The following is a 25,856-nucleotide window of genomic DNA, read 5'->3' on the forward strand; positions in this document are numbered from 1 at the left end:
GTTATAATGCCGGTATATGGCATAGTCCGAAGACTTTAAAAAGAAGCTTCTCAGCGTTCGAATTGAACTCATGAGAAGCCTTCTTTTTTGTTAAATCATGTCTTAAGCGCGAAAACTCCTGGTCTATTCAAATTCAAGCCTCGATGCCTGTTCCCCTGTTATTTCTTTTTCATTTCCTGGAAAACCTTCTTCTGCTCATCCATTACTTCTTTACCGCCGCTTTTCATGTATTCCGCGACCATATCATCGTAGAGCTTGTCAAAATCTGCAGGCTTTGCGGTTACCGTCTTTACTAAGATTTCTATAGCTTTATCCGCTAAAGTCTGATTGTATTTAATTTGTGCCTCGATCGGTCTGTCAAAACGTGGCTGCAGCTGTCCATCTTGTTCTCCAACCTTGATACTGTTCATAGTAAAGTCTTTATATTTCGGATCCGCCGCGTTTGCTTTTAAAGTTTTTTCAGGGTCGCCCATATCTTTGCCGTTAATCAGCATGCTGTAATCGAGATAATTATACATCACCCTTTTAGCTTCATCCGTATCAAGAAAAACTGGAATGCCATCGTCTCCCATTTTATAGGTAACGCCTTCAGTACCGTTTTGTAAATCAAATATCACCTTATAATCGGCCATCCAGTTCAGGAATTTGATAACCTCAACTGCTCTTTTACTCGATTTCGGTATCAGTAAATGGGCCGATAGCTGGTGGTAAATCGATTTTACATGCTTGCCTTCGAAGTTAGTGAATGGATCGACTGGCAGTAAGGTAGCAGCTGGCACATTTTTCTGTAAAGTTGAGTAATAAGCGAAATAAACAGGTTCATTCGTGTTGGTAACAGCAAAACCTACTTGTCCATTAACCAGATCCGCTTGAAATTTTTTGCCGTCTTTATCCAAAGCGAAGTCTGGGCTCATTAGCCCTTCGTTATAAAGCTTATTCATGAACTGGTAGGCATCTTTATTACCCGGTTTCATCAGGTCTGGCAGAGAGTTATACTCCTCCTCCGTCATCTTCTTCCAGAAAGACCTCACCAGAGGATCAATATTGTTGTTGTATTTGATTCCATATGGGATGACTTTACCTCCTGTGCCACCTGGATCCTTTTCCTTAAATGCTTTTAAAACTGCATAAAACTCTTCCGTAGTTTTGGGAGCCTGCATGCCCAGTTTGTCGAGCCAATCCTTCCTAATTATCGGGGTCTGGGATGCCAAAATAATTCTTTTCGCCGGTATCGTGTACTGTTTACCGCTAAAATTACCATAAGCTAGCAGATCATTACCGAGGTATTTCTTTAAATTGGGGCCATGCTGGTTCAGCAATTCGCTCAGCTCCGTAATTCCACCCTGCTTCACCCAATTTTGAACAGCAGGATCGCTATAAGTAAAAATGAGATCGGGCGCCTCATTAGCGGACATTAGCACGTTAAGCTTAGGCACTTCTTCTGTTCTCGGCACTGTAACAAATTCAAGCTTGATGTTGTTCGGATCGCCAAACTTCTCCTGCATATACTTAACAAAATAGCTTTCTGTAAGCGGAGGGGCTCCCGGAGGTGTATTACCACGGTCGAACAGCTCGATCTTCAGTGTAACCGGACTGTCTTTTTTGCCTTCGTTAGCCCCTCCGCTTGCACTTTCGCTGCCGGAACAGGCGGCTAGGGTACCCGCAAGAAGTGTAATCGCAACGATACAAGTCATTGTTTTAGATGTGGAATTTTTCCGGTTCATTGCATTCAGCTCCCTTTAATAAAAGTGTTAACCTTTTACAGCACCGATCATTATGCCTGAGATAAAATAGCGCTGAAGCCACGGATAAACTAACAGAATGGGAATAGTTGCAAACATGATACTCGCCGCTTTCAAACTTTCCGGGATTGGGGCGGTTGCACTCATTCCTTCAGTTGCCATTGAATCACTCATTTGATTGCTAATAACCAATTGGTACAGCTTTAGTTGAAGGGGATATAAGTTCTGATTAGTAATATAGAATAGTGCGTCCATAAACCCGTTCCATCGTCCTACAGCATAAAACAAGCTAAGTGTGGCTAGAACTGGTAGAGAGAGTGGCAATACGATCCGAAATAAGGTTCCAAAGTGAGAGCATCCGTCCATTCGTGCCGATTCTTCCAGTTCTTCGGGAATGGAGGAAAAGAAGGATTTCAGAATGATTAAGTAGAAGGCATTGATCATACCCGGAAGCACTAAAGCCCAGATGGTATTCGTCAGCTGTAAGGATTTGACTAGTAAATACTCGGGAATCAGGCCTCCGCTGAAGAACATGGTAAACAAAATAACTAGTAAGAAAAAATCACGACCTTTCAGCTTTTTCTTCGTAAGCGGATAAGCAGCACAAATGGTCATTACCATACAAAACAACGTAAATATTACGACTAGCGTAATGGTGAACAATAATGAATTGTACATCTTAACGTCCTTAAGCACGGTTTGATAAGCTAAAGTGCTCCATTCTACCGGAAACAGAGTTACTTTATTCGATAAAATGGCTGCATTGGAGCTTAGCGAAATGGAGATTAAATGAAGGATCGGAACAAGGCACAGGAAGGACGCAAGGGCCACAACAATAATGATGAGTGTATCTATGATTTTGTCATTCACGCTAGTTTTCATTGAATGCCCTCCTATTACCAGATGCCTTGACCGGTAATTTTTTTGGAAATATAATTCGATGATAGTAAGAAGATGAGCCCAACTACCGCTTGAAACAATCCAATAGCTGTCGCAATTGTAAATCTGGCAGATTGCACGCCGACCTTATACACAAAAGTACTGATAACATCAGAAACATCCGTAACGAGCGGATTGCCCAACACAAAAGGTCGTTCAAAGCCTATGCTTGCCATATTACCGATATTGATAATAAGGAGGATCATGATCGTCGGCTTAATACCGGGGAGGGTAATATTCCATATTTTCCGTAGCCGTCCAGCCCCGTCCACTTCCGCAGCTTCATATAACTCCCGGTTAATTCCCGTTAGAGCCGCCAAATAAATGATGGTGCCCCATCCTGCATTCTGCCAAACACCTGACCCCACATACGTGATTACCCAATATAAAGGGTCTGTTAGAAAGGGAATCCCGCCTATTCCTGCTCCCTTCAGTAAATGGTTAACCAGCCCTGTATTGGTAGAAAAAAGCTGGTAAACCATCCCCCCTATAATGACCCAAGAAATGAAGTGAGGTAAATAAAGAATGGTTTGCGCACCTTTTTTAAACCATTTAATTCGAATCTCATTTAATAGTAATGCCAACAATATAGGTGATGGAAAGGATACAACCAGATCCAACAAATTTAGCATCATCGTATTGCGCAATACCTTGTAAAAATCCCTCATTTGAAAAATCTCGCGGAAGGCATCCAACCCGGCCCATGGGCTATTCCAGACTCCCTGAAACATATTGAACTCTTTAAAGGCAATGGTCACGCCGTACATAGGTATATATTTGAATACCAAAAAGTACAGCATTGGCAATAAAAGCAGTGCATATAATTGCCAATCCAGGCCTATGAAAGACTTGCGTCTCTTTCTTGTTGACACTTGTAACAAAGACTTCGAATTTACAACGGCATTTCCAGTAAGTGGTCTTTTACCGATCACGTAATACCTCCTTTTCTTCGGGCCTTATTGGCGGTACATCCACAATAATACAGCTCAAAAAAATGATCAATATACATAAATCGCCACTTATAGTAATGTTAGAAAACGCTTACAAGTTAATCGCTTAACATTTATGATCTCTTAACAATTTCGCTCAAAAGATACTCCTAAACCACATCCTTGCATAAATTAACGACTTTCTGCCCTTTTTCGGTAATCTCCCGGTGGGAGTCCGAACATATTCTTAAATGCTCTATGAAACGAAATAACATGGACATAACCAACACGCTCCGCTATATCGATCACCGCTAGGGAGGTTGTAAGCAGTAGATGCTGTGCCTCCTCCAGCCGTACTCTTAGCATGTAATCAATAAATTTTTCGCCAAACTCTTCCTTGAAAAGCTTGCTCAAATAGCGAGGATTCATCTCGAAGCGCTCGCTGATTTGGTTCAAGGACAGGTTAGGATCCGCATAATGCATCTCGATATACTCTTTCACTCGTCCTAATAGCATATAGTTGTTTTTAACAGATCGTAAGGCGCAGATTTTATTCTCCAGCCCAGCCAGCAAGGCTCCGAGCCGCTCTCGCCATTCTTCCAATGTTTCCGAGCTATGGGCTATAGCTTCGAATTCCGAATTATACTCATTATGCAAAAGACGGGTAACCTCATCAGCCATTTCCATCATTTCTTTTTGCAAATGATACATCATATAATTCGTTATCGTTTCAATGTTCGCTTGTGAAAACCGCCCTTTTTTCAGCTCCTGGTACAACTGGGTTAAATGGAATTGCCATTGACCATCGTTTAAACGAAACGACTTTGCCAGTGTTCGCGCTATTTGGAGATGAGGAAAAATCCGCCCTTCTGTCTTAGAATGCAGATCCCAACTTCCTATAATAGTGCCTACTCCAAAAACAGGTTTATAGGAAACATATTCTTTAGCTTCTGAATAAGACTGGTACACGTCACTTGCACACTGGATCTCGGATCCAACTCCTACTGAAACCGTAAAGCCCAAATTGGTCAATGTCCACTCTTGCACTTTTTTCATAATCTCACAAACAGCTGCCTGATTAATATCCCGATCCTTATTCAAATAAAAGATGATTGCCATTTGCTGCGGATCAAACCATTCATTGGAAACCAATAATTGATCATTCCAAGCAATTTCCTGAAGCACATTGCTTAACACAAATTTAAGTAAATACTGGTCAGCGGAATTGTAGGTTTTAATAAAATGAGAAAACCGATCTATTTCCATGATAGCAACCGTCAACCGCTGAAAGTCGACAGGTAGCTGCAATTTCATTAATTCTTGTTTCCACTGGCTATCGGTCAATTCCTTATGCCCTTCGAGCCATTCAAAGAGCAGCTGCCTTTTACGAATAACAAGCCCATCCTTGTGCAGCTGTTCATACTGCCCCGCTCTTTCCAATAAGCTCTCAATAGCTGCCTCCATGTATTTCAATTCATCTTTCTCCGAATGCTTACCTAACTCGTCGCTTTTGCGTTTGGAATAACTCTGAATACGCCCTGCAAGAGCTTGAATCGGTTTATAATTCCTGTGTGTGATATAAGTAAACCAGAAAAGTCCAGAAACAATAGCTACGACCCCGACGATGATCCAAAAATCATTAAACAAGGACAGCATCGATAATTGTTTATCCATTTGCTCTCCTGAAACATATCTCCAGCCTGTATATTCAGATTTCATATACATCGGTTTCTTGTATGCGTTAGCTGTAAATTCATTTGATAGAATGTTATTTTTATCAAAAGGCTCTAAGTTAGAGGCAAGCAACCAAATAGGACCTGCTTCGAATCGAATTAACTCTTTAACGAAACCGATTAAAGACTGCACGCGGATATTAACAACGATGGCTCCCTGTTTTTCCCCAATATAAGGATAATACTTAATTAGCGATACTACCCGTTCTTCACTTAACTCATGGATAAACTCTTTAAAAGGTCTGGGATCGGTCCAAACATTCGATTTCATTTCGGAATGGTAAGCGGAAAACAGAAAATCACGGTCACCAAATCGATCTAATGGGGAGATACCGCTTCTCGATAAAATCTTATCTGCATTGGCGTTGTACAAATAAATGGAGTTGGAAAAAGGCAGAATGGAAGAAATATCATCCATTTTTTGTGAAATGCGAAAGTAATCGTAAAGCATTTTATCATCGGGGGTTGTAAAAAAATCGTTAATAGCTTGATTGGTATTGATTTCTTTGATTACTATTCGCTCCACCGACTTCAAATTAACATCGATTGCCTGTAGTACCTTCTTAGTAATTACATCGTTCGTCATTGCGATCTGCTTTTGGGCAGAGTTGTTTAATACGGCAAAAAAAGAAAAAATTAAGACAGATATCAATACAAAGAATATAGGAGCATAAGACAACAAAATACGATAATACAAGTTCAGATTCATCAATAACCCCCTGATTTGTAAACTTTTGAGACAAACCAAGCTGAATATATTCAGTTCTTAAGATATAATGAATCCGCTTACATTTATCCATATTTTAACATCTAAGTATGTTTTCTTCAATAGAGTATCCCTCAGAAAAAAAATAACCAGTCTGTAGGGGGCAGCTGGGTCATTTAAGCAGGCTTTTTCTCTTGAATATCTTCGGTTAGTGACTGCAGCCGCCTGAGCGATGGAAATAAATACATCCACAAGCCAGCAACGGCTATGGTTCCGATGCCTCCGATGAAAACTGCCGGCACGGCTCCAACAAACCCGGCCAGCATACCCGACTCAAACTCGCCAAGCTGATTGGAGGTCCCGATAAAAAGCGAGTTTACTGCACTCACTCTCCCTCTCATCTCATCCGGTGTCTGCAGCTGAACGAGTGAAGTTCGAATAACGACACTGACCACGTCCGAAGCTCCGGTAATCAGCAAGGCCACCAACGATACAACCAAGTTCGTCGAAAGAGCGAAGATCATCGTAGCCAATCCAAAAACAGCAAGTGCCCCAAAGAGTGTAGGCCCATAGGCTTTTTTTAGTGGAAAATAGGCAAAAATAATCGACATCATTAATGCACCCACCGCAGGTGCGGTGCGCATCAGCCCCAACCCCCAAGGGCCTGTATGCAGAATATCCTGCGCGAATATCGGCAGAAGCGCTGTAGCCCCACCAAGCAGGACAGCAAAAAGATCAAGCGATATCGTTCCCAGGATCACTTTATGGCGATAGACGAAAACCAGGCCCATGAAGATGGAGCGAATGGTTACCGGTTCAATCTTTCGAATAATTCGTTCCATGCGGATCAGGAAGCTGAGGGTTCCGGCGACTAGTAGCGCTATGGCCGCTGTAATATACACGAAAGCAGGACCTAACGAAATCAGTAATCCACCCAGTGCTGGACCTAGGATTTGGGACGTTTGCCCGACCGACATACTCCATGCGACTGCTTGCTGCAAGATAGCTTTCGGTACCAGCTGTGGCAATAGTGCAGAAGACGAGGGCCCTTCGAAAGCACGACAAGCGCCGAGAATCGCCGCTGCCACCAAAATTTGCTCACGGCCAAGCCACCCAGCCAGATTTCCAAGCAGCAGTAACACAGCAATTCCGCCCTCGATAATCTGGCACAGAAACACAATCCTTCGGCGGTCAAAACGGTCTGCGACGTGACCAACAACGAAAGTAAGCAGCACCATCGGTGCAAACTGGGCGAGGCCCACAAAACCGAGACTGAAGGCGTCCTTAGTTAACGCATACATCTGCCATGCGATCGCGACCGATAGCATCTGGAAGGATGTCGTAGACAACATTCGCGAGATCCAGAATTTCGTGAAGGACGGGTACTTATGAATGGACTCCTCTGATTGCAGCAAAATACGGCTCACACCCTTTTGGAAAAATAACAAAATAATATAATTGGAGTTTGGGTCAACCCATTTATTATGTAAATACGATATATTATACTATTAACGCCGGATTAGTTAAATACAGAAATATCGCAGAAGCTGCCAACCTTGGCTTTCCAAGACGATATTCGATTTTTTGGCTCCAGCGGATGGCATCTTGGATAATACACCCCCAAGAGCAGTAGTCCATTTATTTTATATTTATGAAAAAAAAGCGATGAAGTTAAAGTTAAGGTCACAACCGTTACTGATGCTGCCGCTGCATAGGAGATACATGCAAAGGTCTTCTTGACAAACAGAACCGCCCAGTAGCCGTGAAACCATGTAAAATATACGGCAATGACTCCCTTAGAATTTCGCAATAAGTATCCTCGAAGCGTGTTAACGCTTACTTCATATTGTTCATGAATGAGGAGATACGAAGTTAGAGACAGGACCGTTTTCCCTTCTAAACGAATAGCACAAAGTATATTTTGCTTTATAAGAAAAACCGTCCGAAAAAATCACCGGACGGCCCTTTTAAGTTCTCTGCCTGCTAATCCATACATTTGCCCTGTGGGGTGGGAAATGGGTAGGCGTGATTACTATATAGATTTATGTAAGCATGGCAGCGGAAAAACAGTACTATGGAATGGGGAACTTGGTCATCCAAGAACGCGATCCACCGCCAATCATGTGATCCTGAAGGAGAGATATTTTTATTTATCTATCCAATACAACTTTTTATGTAGTTTATTTAATAGTTTATTTTCTCCACCATATATTTCAATTTCTTTCTTTAGTAACTCTTTATCTTTTATATTAAGTAAAAGACTAGAGCTTTTTACAAAATAATATGTAGCTTGTTGAACAAATAGTTTATCCCAATTAGACAAATGCGTCTCTAAGTCAAGAAGCACTGTCCTTAATAGATCGAAACTCATCTTACCGATTACAGAGTTTGCAATAGACATAGAATGATACTCTACTGGAATTCTATCTTGACTTATTCTTACCTGCAATTCAAAATAACTAAAGAATATTATATAAACCTTTAATTTATAATATGATTGTTTTGACGTTACTTCGAAGATATCATCAACATCTGTATCCAACTCTAATAAGAGTTCTTCTAATAAAGTCTTTTTTTCCGTTTCCATTTTTGAAAACCATTCATTGACCTCATTCAGATTAAGCTCTTTGGTAACAACAAAGCGTATAAGTTCTGCAAAACAACCCATACTTTTAACTTTTAGAGAGTACACCCCAGCATTTCTTAATCTTTCATAAATAAAGCTCTTAATAAATAAATCTGTCTCATCAAAATTCAAAATGTCTTTTATTCCTTCTAAAACAATTTGTTGTACTTTTATTTCCTTAAAATCAATACATAATTTAAGGATTTTAAAGAAAGTTACTGGCTTCTTTCTTTTGGTGTTCCTATCATTGTTTATTCTACTTACATATTCAAATATTTTTTTACAATATTCGTAAGTATACCCGTGTTGATCATAACTTAAAGATACTTCAAATAGTACAATATATATGTTCAATACTGTACTTATAGATACCTCTTTACATGTTCTAGTCAACTCATATAAATGTTTAATGATTTTATCGCAAGCGAAGTATTCCTTTGCTGAAAATGCAGACTCATAGATATCCCTATAAACGTCTGATATTTCTACTTCAACATTAGCTAGATATTTACTAGAATCCTTAATTATTTGTTCATAACATGCATCTGCCTTGGATTGGATATTTACTGCTTCGAAATCAGAATAGATCTTTTTTCTAAGCTTCTTCTCTTGATCCTCATCAAGTGACCACGCTTGTACTATTAGTGTTACCCATATTTCATTACCAAGGATACTTATATTATTTTGAATTGTTTCGTAATCCTTAGACTTTATAGACAGCAGTGTGAGGTTTGTAAATCTAACAATATTCTTAGTTATTGATATCTGTAAGTATTCCATTCTTTCATCCGAGGGAATTACTGGCGAAAACAACAATTTTCTTACTTTTTCAACATCCCTACTAATTCGTTTCTTTAGTAAATCACTCAATGTTTTAGGCTGAGTGTAGAGAAATATTTTTAAACAAGCAAATAATGAAAACGATACCAGGGCACCAAGTGAAATTGTGTCTATTAAATATCTTTTGTAATGTTTAGTGAAATTTCCAACCAATTCTGAACTTCCAGGTATAGAAGATCCAGTACTATAGGTTAAATATATCGACCACAACAAGTATAAAAGATAAATGATAAATAGAGCTACCACATATTTATCTTTAAAGAGTAAACTAAAAAAAGCTCCTGTATATCTGTTTATTATAACAGAGGCAGAACCTAAAACTACAGGTACCATTATGGGAGTTACTCGTGAAAAAATATTAATAAATAACCCTCTTAAATAATAAACTTTCTCTGGGAAGGATACCAAAATTAATGTGTAGTATAAAAAAACAGCAACCGCTAATAAAATCGTCAGCTGTAAAAAAAGTGAGTTGTAAATTAATACTAACTTTCGAGTCCCAATCAAACGTATTCACTCGTTTCCGTAACGGGCAAAATCGTATCTCCTTTTACAAAGTCAGAATCAATTCCGAACTTTTTATAAACTTCATTTAAAAGATCGTCTAAATTCATTAAGTTATACTCATCCGCTACGGCATGTAAAACACCTTCTGATTCACTCGTGTAGTTCCTTGCTTTATTAAGAAAAGCTTCTCCTTCTTTTGTTAAAGCCAAAGTATTTCCTTGATTATTTAATAATCTTTTTTCTTCAAGAAACTTAACATCTTCCTTAATCTCAGCACAATAGGGACCATAGTGCCATTTAATAAATTTGTAGTTAAATGTTTGTTGGTCTAGAGCTGTACCCGTCGTTTGAGAAAGAAAGACCAATTTTTGTAGTCGGGTAGCCCCACTAATCTTACCTGACACTTCAATCAGATTCAATATTAGCAGCTTATTTAGTACGTTTCTCTTCAACATACTAATCCCCCCTCAAAATACTATATGAATTTCTTGCTTATAAGGTCATGGATAAACATACATATTTTCAAATGGAAAGCTTAATTGTACATAAAAATGTAAAAAAGATCAATATTTTTGTTTAATTAACAACTCCCTTAATTGACCTGCCTTCTCCTTCTTTTAAATGACTAAACCTTAGAATCAGTGCAGTGCTTAATTATTTAGCTCACAAGCCTCATTTGTACAGATGCCGCGCCGCTGTAACTATGATCATTCATTGACGGTGGATAATGGATTGTTAGTCATAACCATCACCTCTCTAAAACAACATAGTTGTTAATAAATACCAAGTACGTTTTATTAACCAGCTTCAAGAATATCTAATTATCAAATGGCTATTTCACTTCTCATCATACCATAATATGAAAAAAATGGATTGGAAAATTTATTTCTAGTTACATAAAGAAACCTCCAAAAACGGAGTCCTAGAGCATTAAAAGTGTTATATTCATGTTTTCATTGTAGTTTAATTAGACCTTTGCTTCCCTAAAGAATAATATTTTTCGCCGTTACTTTTGATATGTTTCAGCGTATCATTGAAAAGGCAAATTTTTTCATTCTTATAAATAAAGAGCGCTAACCAAAAGGTCAGTGCTCTATTTATTCAATATATTTTATCGAACGATCCAACTTCGCAATTATTTCACGCTACGCTAGAGTATTTCACTTCAGGCATTGATAAACCGCCATCATATCTCGTTTATTCAATTCACGAATACGATCGAAAATAGGAATATCTGCAACTGCCTCCGTTGGTAAGCTTTCAGCAACAACATCACTTACTTTGCCAGTTAGCCATGTTTGTACGTCTATGCCATCAACGATTTCCTTGCGCCCTTCACCATTGATGCCACTTACATAACAGCTGACACATGGCACCGATAACTTGTATACGCCGTCATGGAGACCATCTTCTGAAATTACTTTCTTTCCGTTACAGAAGGGGCATGGATGACTTGCTTTAATCTTATTAATTTGAGTAACAATTTTACTGTAACCAAACGCTTCATAGACATAAGTTAGTTTTTTATATTTTCCATTGGTGAAATACTTGTCAATAATGGTTTCTCTAGTTTCAGCAATATCGGCAAAATCACAGATGGTAATCTTGTTTTTGCTGCTGATCGCCTCGATGTTACCTTTAATCTTGTCCCAAAAGGGGACGGCATTTTGTAGAACTACTTCATAACCAACAAAGCTTGCAAGTTCCAGTTCAAACATTTTCAGCGCAACTTGTGTTTCCCTAGGAAGTAAGGAGACATCTTCCGTAAGTGCAAGATCGCCGCCAACAATTGCTTTTAGTTTTTCTAGTTCCGGTAACTTCCCTACGGTTTTTATGACCTGATCAATAGGTTGCTGAATAATCTCACGAATATCCGTGCCACCAAATTTTAGCTTTTTATGATGGTTTAACACGGTTCCTTGACACACTGGGCAGCTAATCATTTCTTTTGAGGCTTTCATACCCTCTTTAATAGGAATGGACTTCGAAATAGACATATAACGCCCAAGGATGAGATTAAAGCCTTCCCATGTTCTCGAAGCCTTCCCTGCTTTATCATAAAATGATTTTTCCCAATAACCATATAAGAATGTATGCTTTTCTGCTTCTGACATCTCATTAAAGCTTTTACTAATATCGTGACCAAGTTCGTTCTTTAGCTCATCAAATAGGAATTGCAATTTTGCATATTGATAATATTTCAAGACCTCCATGACGTCTGGCAGTAATAAGCCATCCCAGAATGGCACTGTTTTGTCTTGAATAACAACATCAATATCAAATTGTTCAATGCTACGACGACCCGAACAACTTGGACAATGATTGTTTTGATAATAGAAATCGAAGCTTCTTGTATCTTTATTGGTCGGATGAGCAGCCACAATATGGTTGATCAGTCCACCCATTTCATAGAGAAAACTATATTGACTATACAGGTGTCGTTCAAGATCAATGGCGATGACAGGTGCAATTGTTTCCGATTCGTATTCACCATAAATCACACGGGCTATTGGTGATAAGCTTTTTAAGATACCACCCTTATAGACGTTTTCTGCCTTTTTAAAATAGTTCATATGATTTTCTTGCAGGTAGTGAATACCACTTTGCGGCTTGAGTGTGGAAGTAATATGCAACGGGGCCTTGCTAGCTTCCCTGTTTTTTTGACGATAATAATCATCATGACTGACAACATCAAGATATTGAACAGGCTCATGCTGTCTTTTTCCAAAATCAACGATAAAATCAGAACTTTCCAGCATATAAGCATTATGTTCTATCATCAGGATGGAGACAGATTCATCTTGCAAAATGACCCTAACACTATCAATAAATTGGTTTAAAATATTTTGCGATAACCCTTTTGATGGCTCGTCAAAAATAAAAAGCGTATGTGGGTTTCTTGAGTTAGCAAACAGCTCCGAAACTAAATGAACACATTGAAATTCACCAGTCGATAAGGATTGTGTTTTTCTTTCTAAGGTCAAATAACCAAGTCCAAGTTTTTTCAATAAGCTCAATCGCTTATGAGCGATGTCCTCATTGGGTAGTTCATCAATAATATCTTCAATCGACCGCTGGAAAATATCATCCATACTATCTTCGTTATATTTTGTGAGTTTCCTTTTAATATCAAGAAACGTCGCAATTGTTGACCGGCTGGTAATCGATTGGTTTCGATCTTGCCCAACCACTACCAGTTTATCTTTTGGATACCGCTTCTGAAAATCTTTGACTATACACGCATTGACAAGTGTAGATTTACCACATCCAGACTCACCCGTAAAGGTTACAAGTCTATTTTGGGGAATTTGAATTTCAACCATTTGAATGTTACGGCAGTAAAGATCATGAAATTGATAGTAGTCTGTTGGCATTGCCTGATTTTGGTCCCAATGGATTGGTTTTGGTCGTGGTGATTCTTCAACAATTTTTCCGCCATATTTACCACTACCAGGCCCAAAGAACAATTGCTCATCCGTTGTATCGAGCACCGTGTCAGAATGATCGATGAGCCAAATTTGATTCTTATCCCCTAATTGTTTAATCTGCTCTAAAATCTTCAAGAGTGTTTGGTGGTCAAGCCCAACGGAGATTTCATCAATAATAATAACGGAATTTTCACTGGTTGCCATGAATTCAGCTAAGTAATGTCGTGTTATCTCTCCACCTGATAATGTACCCATAATCCGATTTAATGTTAAGTAGCCAATATTCATATGGATCATATTTTGGAGAATATGCTGCTTCGCTTCACTAAGATGTAATTCCTCTGCAAGGGAAAGAATCGATTCAATGCTTAAGTTGTTGATATCGGAAATACTATGTGGTTGATTCCATAATTCCATCTTATATTGCTCAACTTCTTGATTGTAGCGCCTACCCTTGCACTTCGGACAATCGACATTTTGGGTCATACTGCGCCCTTTACAATCTGGACACCAGCCTAAGGCATTATTAAAGGAAAAAACTTCTGGAGAAATATTAAATTTTTCAGCAAGACGCTCACGAATCTCTTTAAAAACGCCAGTATGTGTGCCAATGGTTGAACGAGGATTGGATGAAATCGATGATTTTCCGAGAAAAAGAACTAAAGGTATTTCTTCCATCTTGATGGCACTGAAATTGGTTTCCATAATATCAGGAAATAAATACTGATATTCAGCCTTTGGCAATAAGGAAACGAGACGTTTCTTGGATTCTTCTCCGATGGTTTGACAAAAAGTTGTTTTACCAGATCCAGATAAACCGGCAATTCCTAACGATTTATCTACTGGTAGTGATGCATCTACTAGGTTAATATTGTTCGAAATTAATCGATTTATTTTCATATATACATCCTCTCTATTCTTATAAACGTAGTCTTTCCATGTTAGTACAGTATTAAATGTATTATTTTATTTTATTTTTGAACCTAAAACCCGAAAATACGAATACAGCGAGGTCATAAAAACTCGCCGTTACTTATGATACGTTTCACCGAATCACTGCGGTGCAAAAATTTGTGAACGGTGAAATTAAAAGGAAAAGGGCACCCTCAAAACTAGGGTACCCTGATATTATGGAATGGGGTTAACTCTACTATTTCATTTGCTTTCAAAAACCTTCAATTTCAATCGTTTCAACGATTGCCTCATTTTTTAGTGTATTACTGATCGTGCATGCACGCTCTATAACCGTTAATAATTTCTTTTTATACGTTGGATCTAGGGTTGGAGGCAGCTTCACACGCACATTAAAGTTTTCGAATCTATTGGTTCCATCTTCTGCCTTTACTGCCGAAACTTCTACATGTATGGAAGATGTATCATATTCTATTTCATCACGAGCAAGTACCTTTTGGAGGGAAATCGAAACACAAAGGCCTAATGCTGCCTCTAACAATTCTCTTGGAGATAAACCGCTTTGATTCGGTGCAACACTTCCAATGATCTGCAATCCCGCTTCATTGTATATTTCATTCTGGCCTTGTACTAATTTAATCGTTGTCATATTTAAAACCCCTTAAGTTAGAATAGATGACAAGCAACCTTATGATTGGCTTGCATTTCTTTAAATATAGGTACTTCCGTTTTGCACTTATCTGTTGCCAATGGACAGCGCGTATGAAACACACAACCCGCGGGCGGCGATAGCGGGGAAGGCATTTCACCTTTCAGAATGATCCGCTCCTTCAACCGATTGCGAGTGAAATCAGGTACGGCGGAGAACAAGGCCTTGGTATAGGGATGCAGCGGCTCATTGAATAGATCATCGGTTGGGCCCTCCTCTACTATGGTCCCTAGGTACATAATGCCGATGCGATCTGAAATATAACGGACTACACTAATATCATGGGTGATGAATAAAAGCGTGAGCTTGAATTCCTTCTGCAATTCCTTCAGCATATTTAGAATTTGCGACTGAATGGAAACATCCAAAGCGGATACGGGCTCGTCGCAAATCATGATTTTCGGGTTCATAATTAATGCCCTTGCCAAACCTATTCGCTGTCGTTGGCCGCCGGAAAATTCATGGGGATATCGGAAGTAATGCTCAGGCAGCAAGCCAACTTTTTTCAGAATATTGAATACTTGCTCCTGGCGCTGTGTCTGATTTCCCATTTTATGAATAATGAGCGGTTCCTCTAAAATGCGTCCAATTCTTTTTCTAGGATTCAAAGAGGAGAAAGGGTCTTGAAACACGAGTTGGATATCTTTACGGAAACGGCGTAATTCCTTCTTCGGTAATTTCACTAAATCTTTATTCTGATAAATGACTTGCCCTGAGCTAGCGGGAGTTAACCCTAATATCGTGCGTCCGGTTGTACTTTTACCCGATCCTGATTCTCCTACTAATCCATATGTTTCTCCTTCATATAATCGAAAGGAAACATCTTTCACAGCGCTCAAATAGGATTTTTTCCCAAACCAATTTCCGAATGATTGATGCACCTGAAATCTTTTTTGAAGCGAGATCACTTCAAGAATAGGATGTTCCGTTTTTTGATCCACCACCTTTTGCCCTCCCCTCCGAGCTGTTTATTTTTGCATAATGCCAGCATTTAACGCTATGCCCTGCATGCACTGTCTCCATCAACGGTTCCTTGTTGAAGCATAGTTCATCGGCAAAAGGGCATCTTGTCGAAAAGCTGCAGCCTTGTGGAATATCGGATAAAGAGGGCACCATCCCATCAATAACATGGAGCTTATCATGACGGCTTCCTTCCAGTTTGGGGATAGACTTGATCAATCCTTGCGTATAAGGGTGCAACGGAGTTTCAAATAACCTGTCCGTTGTCGCTTCTTCTACAAATTGCCCCAAGTACATGACCTTTACACTGGTACAAATCTCAGAAACAACGCCCAAGTCATGGGTAATAAACAAAACGCTCATTCCTAATATTCGATTTAACTCAACAATTAACTCTAAAATTTGTGCCTGAATCGTAACATCCAATGCGGTTGTCGGCTCATCGGCAATTAAGAGCTTCGGCTCGCAAGAAAGAGCCATAGCGATCATAGCGCGCTGCTGCATGCCTCCTGATAGCTGATGGGGATATTCATTTACCCTTATTTCTGGAGAGGGGATACCTATTAATCCCAAAATCTCAATCGCTTTTTTATGTGCTTCTTTTTTGGACATCTTTTGATGTAGCCGCAATACTTCTTCAATTTGATTGCCGATTGAATAAACAGGGTTAAGCGAAGTACTCGGGTCCTGGAAAATAATCGAGATCTCGTCACCTCGAATCGCTCGTAATTTGGAGAGCGGCAAGGAAAGTAAATCCTGATTTTCAAATACGACATTGCCTTCATACTCTACGGAATCCGTGTGATCAAGCAATCTTAAAATAGACTGAGACATCACACTCTTGCCGCAGCCTGATTCCCCTACGATTCCGATAATTTCCCCTTTGCTCACTGTAAAACTAACCCCGTTTACTGCCGTCACTCTTCCCCGCTCGGTATGCAAATGGGTTTTTAAATTTTTCACTTCCAATAGAGGCTTATCGTTCATGTAAATACCTCCAATCTTAGCAGAATCACTACTTCTTTTGTTTATGTTTCACATGGGGGTCTAGGAAATCCCGTAATCCATCGCCTAATAAATTCAAACTGAGAACAGACAAGATAATCATGGCACCTGGAAACACAACCATCCACCAGGCTTTATAAATAACGAGCTTACCCGATTGCAAGATGTTGCCCCAACTCGCTCCGGGAGCAGGAATACCGGCACCCAGAAAGCTTAATGCTGCCTCTGAAATAATGGCTTCAGCAAACACAAAGGTAGCTTGAACGAGTAAAGGTGATAGCGTGTTGGGCAAGATATGCTGCCAAATGATACGTGAATTACTCGCACCTTGAGCTTGTATGGCTTCAATATAGGGTTGCTTACAGATGACCAACGCATTGGAGCGAACGACTCTTGCGATACTCGGAATAAAAATAATCGTTAACGCAATAATGACATTAGTTGCAGAGGCCCCAAGTGCAGCCATTAAGGCAATAGCAAGTAAAATCCCGGGAATCGCAATCAATCCATCACAAATACGCATTAAAATATGATCCCATGTTTTGTAAAAGGCTGCATAAATCCCGATCATTAACCCGAAAATCGAAGAAAGCAGCGCTACAACAACACCGATGCTGATGGACACTCTTGCACCATATATAATTCTTGTTAGTAAATCTCGACCAAATTCGTCTGTACCTAACCAATGATCTCGACTAGGCGGTAATAATCGACTGATAACCTTCATATCATTGGGGCCATACGTTGTAAATAACGGACCCACTATCGCAAGTACAATGAATACCATAATAATACTCGCGCCAACTACCAATCCATAATTGGATTTAAGTCGACGATATTGGATGATCCACTGCTCTTTTTTTAATTTTTTACTCATTTGTTCGATATATTCTTTTTCCTGTAGCGTATTCATATTGAACCCCCTTTCTATTTACGGTCCAAACGAACACGCGGATCGACAGCACCATATAGTAAATCGATGATTAAATTTAATCCTACATAGATTAACGTAACGATGAGAACAACACCTTGTATAACAGGAAAGTCTCTTCTAACAATCGAATTCAATACTAACTGGCCTAAGCCAGGAATATTAAAAATCGACTCCACTACAACGGCTCCTGTAACTAATGAGCCGAACGTTTGCCCAATCACAGTAAGGATCGGTATAAAAGCATTTCGAAAAGTATGTTTCAATAACACTGATATCTCACTCAACCCTTTAGAGCGAGCTGTCTTAATATAATTTAAATTCAAGATTTCCAGCATAGACGAGCGAGTCATTCTTGTAATAAGCGCTGCCTGAATGGTTCCCAGGGAAATGCCTGGAAGAATTAAATATTGAAAATGTGTCCATATCCCTTTACTGAGCGGTTCATAACCTGCTACAGGCAGCCACTGAAGCTGAACGCTTACAAAAAGCATTAAAAATAAACCTAATAAAAAGCTGGGCACGGCCATTCCAAGCAAGGATACACCCATAAGAACATAATCGACAATTGATCCTCTCTTATAAGAAGCAAAAATCCCAAATGGAATAGCTAAAATAAGCGCTATAATTTGCGCCAAAATAGCCAAAGAAAGTGTCGGTCCAACATGTTCAATAATTGCTTCACTGACAGGCTGGTGCATAAAAATGGACTGCCCCAAATCCCCCTTCAATAAATCAAAAACCCAGTTCATATATTGTATGTGTATCGGGCGATTCAAACCAAGGTTCTCATTGAGCGCTTCTACTTCTTTTTCTGAAGCTTCAATTCCCAACATCACAGCTGCCGGATCACCAGGCGCAATATGAATAATTAAGAATATAACGGTTGTTACAACGAATAAAACAGGAATTAACGAGAAAAGTCTTTTTGTAATATAAGCTAGCACAAAAAACCCTCATTTATATAATTTTGGTATTCATCTAACAAAAGAGGGGTTACTGAGTTACTCGGGTAACTTAGTAACACCCTCCTCTATGGATTATTTCGCTGCTTTTGCATTCCAAACAATGGGCGTTTTGAAATGCTCGAATCCTTCAACTGATTTTGAGGTAGCTACCACACCGTTGTAATGTCCGATAACTGTTGATGAACCAAATTCATACAAGAACCCTTGCAATTTTTCCCATTCCTTCTTGGCTTCTTCTGGAGTAGCTGCCGCGCGAATAGCCACTAATGCACTTTTTACGGTTTCATTATTCAATCCAGCCCATTCCGGATTTACAGCTAATAGCTGTGGTGGTGTTAATTGATAGCCTGTACTTGCTACAAATAAATCCCATTTGCTGGTATCACTTTTAGTATTCAGGAATGTAGGGAAGTCAAAATTTACAACTTTGACTTTCATGCCAATTTTAGTAAGTTGCTCTTGAATTACTAAAGTTGCTGAGTACATTTCATTATAATCCTTGGTTGTAAGCAATGTAATTTCTTGCCCATTGTAACCTGCTTCCTTAAGTAATTGTTTTGCTTTTTCCGGATTAGCTTGATTATAATATTCCTTACCCGCGTCATTCGTCCATTGTACCTGGTTTGTATTCAAGTAGCCAGGTGCTAACGAGTATAGTTCCGGCTTTGCAAAACTAGCTAGCATAATTTCTTTGTTATTTAGTGCTGCTAGAATGGCTTTACGGTATTTAACATCCGCAAGTAAGCCTTCCGTCGTATTTAAGAATGCAGTTAAAGCGCCGCCCGGGAATGAATGCAATTTAATATTTTTATCGGCTGCAAGTTCGTCATAGTTCTCAATTGGAATACTGTCCGCAACATCATACTTGCCCGTTTTCACGCCTGCAATACGCGTTGAATGGTCTGATACGAATTCAAAGTAGAGATTTTCTGTAGGTGCATCTTTTTTTCCCGAATATCCACTGGATTTTGCATCTACTGATTTATAATCTGCATACTTCACCAAGTGGATGTACTGATCCTGCTTCCATTCTTTGAATTTATAAGGACCTGTTCCGATATACTCCGTAACTCCTGTTGCCGGTGCAGATTGTACAATCTCTTTAGGCATAATGGCTGGGAACTGTGCTTGAGTAGCAATAATAACTAATACGTCAGATGACGGTTTTTCTACGGTTAACTTCACCTTATAGGCATCAACCGCTTCAAACTTAGCATTAGTAAGAAGAAGCTTTGCACGCGATGATATAGTGATCCAACGATTCATAGAGGCCACAACATCTTCAGATGTCATTTCTTTACCATTATGAAATTTTACGCCCTGACGAAGTTTAAACGTATACGTCAAACCGTCTTTACTGATGTCTACTGATTCTGCAAGCATAGGTACCGGTTTAAAGTTAGCATCTAATGTGTAAAGTTGTTCAAAAATATTGCCTGCTGTATCAAGTGCTACAGCCGACACCGTTACTGCAGAATCCAGTGTTGGCGGCTGTGCTGTAAGTGCTACATGCAATTCATTTTTATATGTTTGCTGAACTGGAGCCGCTTCGTTGTTTGCAGTTTTGTCGGGTGTATTCTCTTTACTGCATGCGACCACCAAAAGCGATAATGCTAACATAAATACTACAAGACTATTCTTTTTGAAATTCATTGTAATCCCCCTGTTTTCGATTGAGTTTGTAAATACCCACTTTGTATATAGGAATAATATAATATAAAAAAATACTACTCTTTATATATTTGATTGTCAATCCTTTTTCGGTGCTCTGATCATGTTATTTGAACATGCCACCCTATAACCCGTTCTTTGATAATGACACTATGAAACAGAGGGAAAATACCATTGACTAGAGTAGTGATAAAGTAAGTGCATCCTTTAGAAAAGTGTTGGATGGATATATGACAAATGTGGCAGAGTCAGCGGTGTTGGTGGTCACTCTACGTGAATTATACAATTGAGGAAAATATTTTGTCGCAGTAAGCTCGTAGCGTAAGTCGCATGCTGGAGAGGGGAATTGACCTGCCGTACAACAGACCTGGCTTTCTCGATTTCTGCCCATAATATTCGCCCTATAGATGTTACGGTTCACCGTAACATCTATAGGGCGAAATGTAAAGGCACCCTTTGGGTACCACCGGTGGGAGTTAATCTACGGGAGTTCGTTCCAATGTCGGGTACAATTGTGGGAGGAATGCCTCTCTCAGCCAGCGCTCCTGCAAACAGCTCTGTCCTTATGGGGATCAGAGTTTCTCTTAACAATATGCTTCTTCCGGTAAGGTTCATTCGACTACCCTCTTTAGGTAAATTATAGAAGTAGAGGAAAAGGTACACTACGCTTGTGTAATTATTATCACATTCCATCAAGGGCTATAGCTTATATTCATGAAGTTTTCGAAATAAGGTCGCCCGTCCGATACCCAGTAGCTCAGCAGCCCTTTCCTTAGGCTCATCCCTTTCTTTGACTAAAGTAATCGCCCGGCTGATCACCTCTTTCTCCATCGCCCGTAAATTAAGCGAACCGTTTGGAAGCAAATCGAACGGAACTGCGGCTAGATCACGTAAATACGGCGGCATACTAGCTTGAGTCAGCACATGGCTGCTCTCCATGTTGATCGCATATTCGAGAACATTAGACAATTCACGGATGTTGCCTGGCCAAGGATGCGCTAACGCTATATTTCTAAATCCCTCATCCATAGAACGAATCAGCTTGCGGTTTGTTTTGGCATGCTGATCAAGGAAATGCTGGGCAAGCAGAAGGATATCCTCTCTCCTTTCCCGCAGGGGCGGTATCTGAAGTGGAATAACATTTAATTTATAATATAAATCCTGCCTGAATAACCCCAAGGATACAAGCGACTCCAGCTCCTTATCCGTAGCAGCGATAATCCGGACATCAAGCATAATTTGCTTGGAGCTATCACCTTGAGCAAAGCTCTTCTCCTCCATTGCCCTAAGCAGCTTCAACTGCACCGATTGGGACATATCGGATATATCGTCCAAAAACAAGGTTCCACCCTTGGCAAGCTCCAATTTACCCAGCCGATTGGACTTGCTCGGGTCGAACGACCCTTGACCAAACAACTCTACTAGGAGTGCCTCTTCCGATAGCACTGCACAATTGATCGTCAAATAAGGCTTATCCCGCCTTTCACTGTACCGGTGAATATATTCGCTGAAAAACTGCTTACCCGTACCCTGCTCTCCCCGAATCAAAATGGGCGATCGGCTGTTGGCCATTTTACGAATAAAATCCTTTACCAATAAAATGGAGTCATGCTTACCTATAATCGGTGCGAATCCCGGTACCATATCCTCAGAAAGCTGATTAGCCGCAGCTACAATTTGTTCAGGATCCTGCAAAATAACCACAAGATGTTGAGGATCACCGTCTTTACCCATCCGATGACAATTCGCATAAAGCTGCCGATAACCATCGCGCGAACGGAACATTATCGTCTGCCCACCACCTTTTATTACGTTGCCCGATTTGATTACCTTAAGATTCTCTAGCAATTGTTCGATGCTAGCATGATCAAGCTCCTCACTTGCAGGAAGCCGGAGCAAACGCCGTGCGGCAGGATTAATGAAATCGCACTCTCCTTCCGGATTGACCATGACAATCCCGTGATCGATATAGTGAATTAATGTTGAAATTTGTTGTTTAATAATCAATTGTTCTTCGTAATAATAATGCTCTATCATCTTGGAAGCTATTAATTCAGCCATCTTCTGCAAAAACGTCAGGTTAGTTGGTAAATCCCCAAATAACCTTTCCCTCTGATCGGGCTTAAAGGCTAATAAACCGATAACGCCAATAGTCGTTCCCTCTACCTTGATCGGGCAGCACACTTCACCGAGCTCGGAGCAGTTACCAAAATGCAAGCAAGGGCGGCATATCTCCTCTTTTCCCGGTCGCTCGATCACAACGGACTCGCCCGATTCTATGCACTTACGGTAAACAAAGTCCTCATCGCGCATCTCCTGCCAAACGTGAGATTTAATGACACCCGTCCCAGCTACCCTGAATAATTGTCGGTCTGCAACCTCGACTTCAATTTTAAGCACAGATGCTATGGCAACGACAACCTGCTGTATGGAAGATTGGATTTGCTTTAACTGCATATGTGGTGGCCCCCTTGGTATTCATGTCCTATAATCTAACATACAAATATCCATTTTTCAACAAATTTGAATAAGAGGAACTCAAATTTAGAATTAAATTAGTATCAAATTGATTCTAAGTATCAAAACAATACTTTATTAAACCCATATAAATCAACGATTTTTCACTATAATACATAATTTAATATCATTATGAGACTTGTATTGGTTCAAATAATGATTTATAGTTAGTCGTGTCACATAACATTACACAAAATAGGTTATCTAACACCAAATCAATAAATATTGGTCTTGGGTTACCGTCACAGAAAGGGGATCACCAAAATCAACAGCATGAAATTCGTTCGCAATCCCCAAGCACGGAAAAGGAAGAGCACTCGGATCAACGAGCTATTTGGCAAGGAAGAAAGCCAAAACGTCATTCAGTTTCACAGAAGCTTCCCACAATATGCGCCTACACCCTTGGTTTCCTTGAAACAGCTTGCCCAGTATCTTGGGGTGAAGGCCATTTACGTCAAGGATGAATCTCAACGGTTCGGGCTCGGCTCTTTCAAAGTATTAGGAGGAGCTTATGCTATCGGAAGATGCCTCGCACAAAAGCTTGGACAACCGCTAGAGCAAGTTCCATTCGATAAGCTTCAATCATCCTCTGTACGGGAGACGCTAGGCACTCTTACCTTTGCTACCGCAACAGACGGCAATCACGGAAGGGGCGTTGCATGGACAGCGAAGCAGCTAGGTCACAAATCGGTTGTGTATATGCCCAAGGGCTCCTCCCTCCGTCGTCTCCAGCATATCCAAGAGGTTGGCGCGGATGTATCCATCACGGATTGGAATTATGATGACAGTGTCCGACACGCTGCGAAAGAGGCGGCGACTCATGGATGGGAAGTCATTCAAGACACGTCCTGGGAAGGATACGTCGATACACCTACACATATCATGCAGGGCTATACGACAATGGCTAATGAGGCACTGGAGCAATTGGTATCGGAAGAAGGCTCACAGCCCACGCATGTTTTTGTACAAGCAGGGGTTGGTGCGTTCGCCGGAGCCGTAATCGCCTACCTGAACGCTGCTATGGACCATTCTCCTACCAGTGTTGTCATTGAACCCCATGAAGCTAATTGTTTGTTCCGCACTTGCGAAGCCGGTGACGGTAAGCTGCATCGGGTAGAAGGCGAGATGAATACCATTATGGCTGGGCTTGCTTGCGGGGAACCTAATCCACTTGGCTGGGAGATTCTAAGCGAATTCGCGGATATGTTCGTCTCGTTGCCAGACTCCGTCGCCGCTCGAGGCATGCGAGTGCTGGGCAATCCATTGCTGGGTGATGCACCTGTCATTTCCGGCGAATCGGGCGCAGTGACCGCTGGGTTCCTAAGCATCGTCATGAATGACCAGCGCTGGCTTGACCTTCGCAACCAACTCAGCTTAAACGCTGATTCAATTGTGCTTTTGTTCAATACCGAGGGCGATACCGATCCCGAGATGTACAGACAAGTCGTATGGAACTGCGAGTGCGACTAACTGAAGACTTTGAGAAAGGGGATTGAAGGAACATGCTGGACTTTCAACAAATAAAAAATGCTGCGCAGTTAAACCAAGCGGACATGTTCAGCTTCTTACGCGATATTGTCGCCATTCCAAGCGAGAGCGGCCGCGAGCAGCAGGTAGTGCTCCGAATTAAGAAAGAAATGGAGAAGGTTGGCTTCGATCGTATTGAGATTGACCCGATGGGCAATCTTCTCGGCTTCATTGGCCGGGGCCAACGCTTAATCGCCATGGATGCCCATATCGATACCGTCGGCATCGGCAATCCCAAAGCCTGGAGCTTTGATCCCTACCTAGGCTTCGAAGACGATGAAGTCATTGGAGGGCGAGGAACGAGCGACCAAAAGGGTGGCATGGCGTCAATGGTATATGCCGGTAAGATCATTAAAGATCTCGGACTTGAGGACGACTATACGCTGCTTGTCACGGGAACTGTCCAAGAGGAAGACTGCGATGGACTATGCTGGGAATACATTATTAATGAGGATGGCATCAAGCCGGAATTTGTCGTCTCCACGGAGCCAACCTCCTGCCAAATTTATAGAGGGCATAGAGGACGGATGGAAATTAAGATTACAACGCAAGGGCTTAGTTGCCATGGCTCAGCTCCAGAACGAGGCGATAACGCTATTTATAAAATAGCGCCCATTCTTACCGATTTGCAGAAGCTAAATACCCAGTTGATCGAACATCCTTTTCTGGGTAAAGGCACCTTGACGGTATCCGAAATTAGCTCCACTTCCCCGTCGAGATGCGCTGTAGCCGATGGCTGTACGATTTCCATCGACCGTAGATTGACGATAGGCGAAAGCTGGCAGGAAGCGTTGGAGCAGATCAGAAACCTTCCTTCCGTCATCAGCATGAACGCGATCATCGATATCTACGATTATACAAAGCCTTCTTACACAGGGCTCCGCTATCCGAAGGAATGTTATTTTCCAGCTTGGCTTCTAGAAGAGGACCATCAGGTTTGCCAGACACTGGTTGAGTCTTATCGTTCATTGTTCCAGCAGGAACCTTTAATCGATAAGTGGACTTTCTCCACGAATGGTGTCGCGATCATGGGCATGCACGGTATACCATGCATTGGATTTGGCCCTGGTGAAGAAAGTGAAGCTCACGCCCCTAACGAAAAGACTTGGAAAAGCCACCTCATTCAATGCGCAGCGATGTATGCCGCCATCCCTACCCTATACGTGCAAGCATGTGCAAATAAATCATAAAAAGGAAGCTGACCTC

The 25,856-nt window shown here is 40.7% G+C and carries 17 protein-coding genes; 2 read left to right on the plus strand and 15 right to left on the minus strand.

The annotated features are described in order from the left end of the window. Positions 1–158: 158 nt before the first annotated feature. From G9U52_RS20375 to G9U52_RS20445, 15 genes are all read right to left on the minus strand, one after another. On the minus strand, positions 159–1,724 hold the full coding sequence (locus tag G9U52_RS20375) for an extracellular solute-binding protein (protein WP_166152469.1): 1,566 nt from the start codon (positions 1,722–1,724) through the stop codon (positions 159–161). A gap of 27 nt (positions 1,725–1,751) precedes the next feature. Continuing rightward, positions 1,752–2,624, minus strand: a complete 873-nt coding sequence (locus G9U52_RS20380) for a carbohydrate ABC transporter permease (protein WP_166152470.1) — start codon at positions 2,622–2,624, stop codon at positions 1,752–1,754. A 14-nt stretch (positions 2,625–2,638) separates the two neighbouring features. After that, positions 2,639–3,481: an ABC transporter permease gene (locus tag G9U52_RS20385; protein WP_166152584.1), complete on the minus strand. Its 843-nt coding sequence runs from the start codon at positions 3,479–3,481 to the stop codon at positions 2,639–2,641. Between the two features lie 321 nt (positions 3,482–3,802). Continuing rightward, positions 3,803–6,052, minus strand: coding sequence for a helix-turn-helix domain-containing protein (locus G9U52_RS20390; RefSeq protein WP_166152471.1), 2,250 nt, complete (start codon positions 6,050–6,052; stop codon positions 3,803–3,805). A 173-nt stretch (positions 6,053–6,225) separates the two neighbouring features. Beyond that, complete coding sequence (locus tag G9U52_RS20395) at positions 6,226–7,497, minus strand: MFS transporter (RefSeq protein ID WP_207953095.1); 1,272 nt, start codon at positions 7,495–7,497, stop codon at positions 6,226–6,228. Positions 7,498–8,195: 698 nt separating this feature from the next. Further along, a complete protein-coding gene (locus tag G9U52_RS20400) occupies positions 8,196–10,022 on the minus strand; it encodes a hypothetical protein (RefSeq protein WP_166152472.1) in 1,827 nt (608 codons plus the stop codon). Further along, complete coding sequence (locus G9U52_RS20405) at positions 10,019–10,477, minus strand: Panacea domain-containing protein (protein ID WP_166152473.1); 459 nt, start codon at positions 10,475–10,477, stop codon at positions 10,019–10,021. The genes G9U52_RS20400 and G9U52_RS20405 overlap by 4 nt, the downstream gene beginning before the upstream one ends. A gap of 705 nt (positions 10,478–11,182) precedes the next feature. Next, entirely contained in the window at positions 11,183–14,350 is a 3,168-nt protein-coding gene (locus tag G9U52_RS20410) for an ATP-binding cassette domain-containing protein (protein ID WP_166152474.1), read from the minus strand. A 265-nt stretch (positions 14,351–14,615) separates the two neighbouring features. Further along, a complete protein-coding gene (locus G9U52_RS20415; RefSeq protein ID WP_166152475.1) occupies positions 14,616–15,011 on the minus strand; it encodes an OsmC family protein in 396 nt (131 codons plus the stop codon). A gap of 17 nt (positions 15,012–15,028) precedes the next feature. After that, positions 15,029–16,015 (minus strand): ABC transporter ATP-binding protein, encoded by a 987-nt coding sequence (locus G9U52_RS20420; RefSeq protein WP_375790267.1) that lies wholly within the window; start codon positions 16,013–16,015, stop codon positions 15,029–15,031. Further along, positions 15,981–17,018 carry an ABC transporter ATP-binding protein gene (locus tag G9U52_RS20425; RefSeq protein ID WP_166152476.1) on the minus strand — a complete coding sequence of 346 codons (1,038 nt, stop codon included), beginning with the start codon at positions 17,016–17,018 and terminating at the stop codon, positions 15,981–15,983. The genes G9U52_RS20420 and G9U52_RS20425 overlap by 35 nt, the downstream gene beginning before the upstream one ends. Positions 17,019–17,046: 28 nt before the next feature. Continuing rightward, complete coding sequence (locus G9U52_RS20430; protein ID WP_166152477.1) at positions 17,047–17,949, minus strand: ABC transporter permease; 903 nt, start codon at positions 17,947–17,949, stop codon at positions 17,047–17,049. Between the two features lie 14 nt (positions 17,950–17,963). Beyond that, the gene (locus tag G9U52_RS20435; protein ID WP_166152478.1) at positions 17,964–18,914 is read right to left on the minus strand and encodes an ABC transporter permease; all 951 of its coding nucleotides are present in this window, start codon (positions 18,912–18,914) and stop codon (positions 17,964–17,966) included. 93 nt (positions 18,915–19,007) lie between these two features. Next, on the minus strand, positions 19,008–20,588 hold the full coding sequence (locus G9U52_RS20440; protein ID WP_166152479.1) for an ABC transporter substrate-binding protein: 1,581 nt from the start codon (positions 20,586–20,588) through the stop codon (positions 19,008–19,010). 717 nt (positions 20,589–21,305) lie between these two features. Continuing rightward, the gene (locus G9U52_RS20445) at positions 21,306–23,063 is read right to left on the minus strand and encodes a sigma-54-dependent Fis family transcriptional regulator (RefSeq protein WP_166152480.1); all 1,758 of its coding nucleotides are present in this window, start codon (positions 23,061–23,063) and stop codon (positions 21,306–21,308) included. 333 nt (positions 23,064–23,396) lie between these two features. Between G9U52_RS20445 and dpaL the strand changes: the two genes are divergently transcribed. Further along, positions 23,397–24,593: a diaminopropionate ammonia-lyase gene (dpaL, locus tag G9U52_RS20450; RefSeq protein ID WP_166152481.1), complete on the plus strand. Its 1,197-nt coding sequence runs from the start codon at positions 23,397–23,399 to the stop codon at positions 24,591–24,593. A 32-nt stretch (positions 24,594–24,625) separates the two neighbouring features. After that, positions 24,626–25,840 carry a YgeY family selenium metabolism-linked hydrolase gene (locus tag G9U52_RS20455; RefSeq protein ID WP_166152482.1) on the plus strand — a complete coding sequence of 405 codons (1,215 nt, stop codon included), beginning with the start codon at positions 24,626–24,628 and terminating at the stop codon, positions 25,838–25,840. The last annotated feature ends 16 nt before the right edge of the window (positions 25,841–25,856 follow it).

Origin of the sequence: Paenibacillus agricola, assembly GCF_011440305.1 — a bacterium.
In the GTDB taxonomy this organism is placed as follows: Bacteria; Bacillota; Bacilli; order Paenibacillales; family NBRC-103111; genus Paenibacillus_S; species Paenibacillus_S agricola.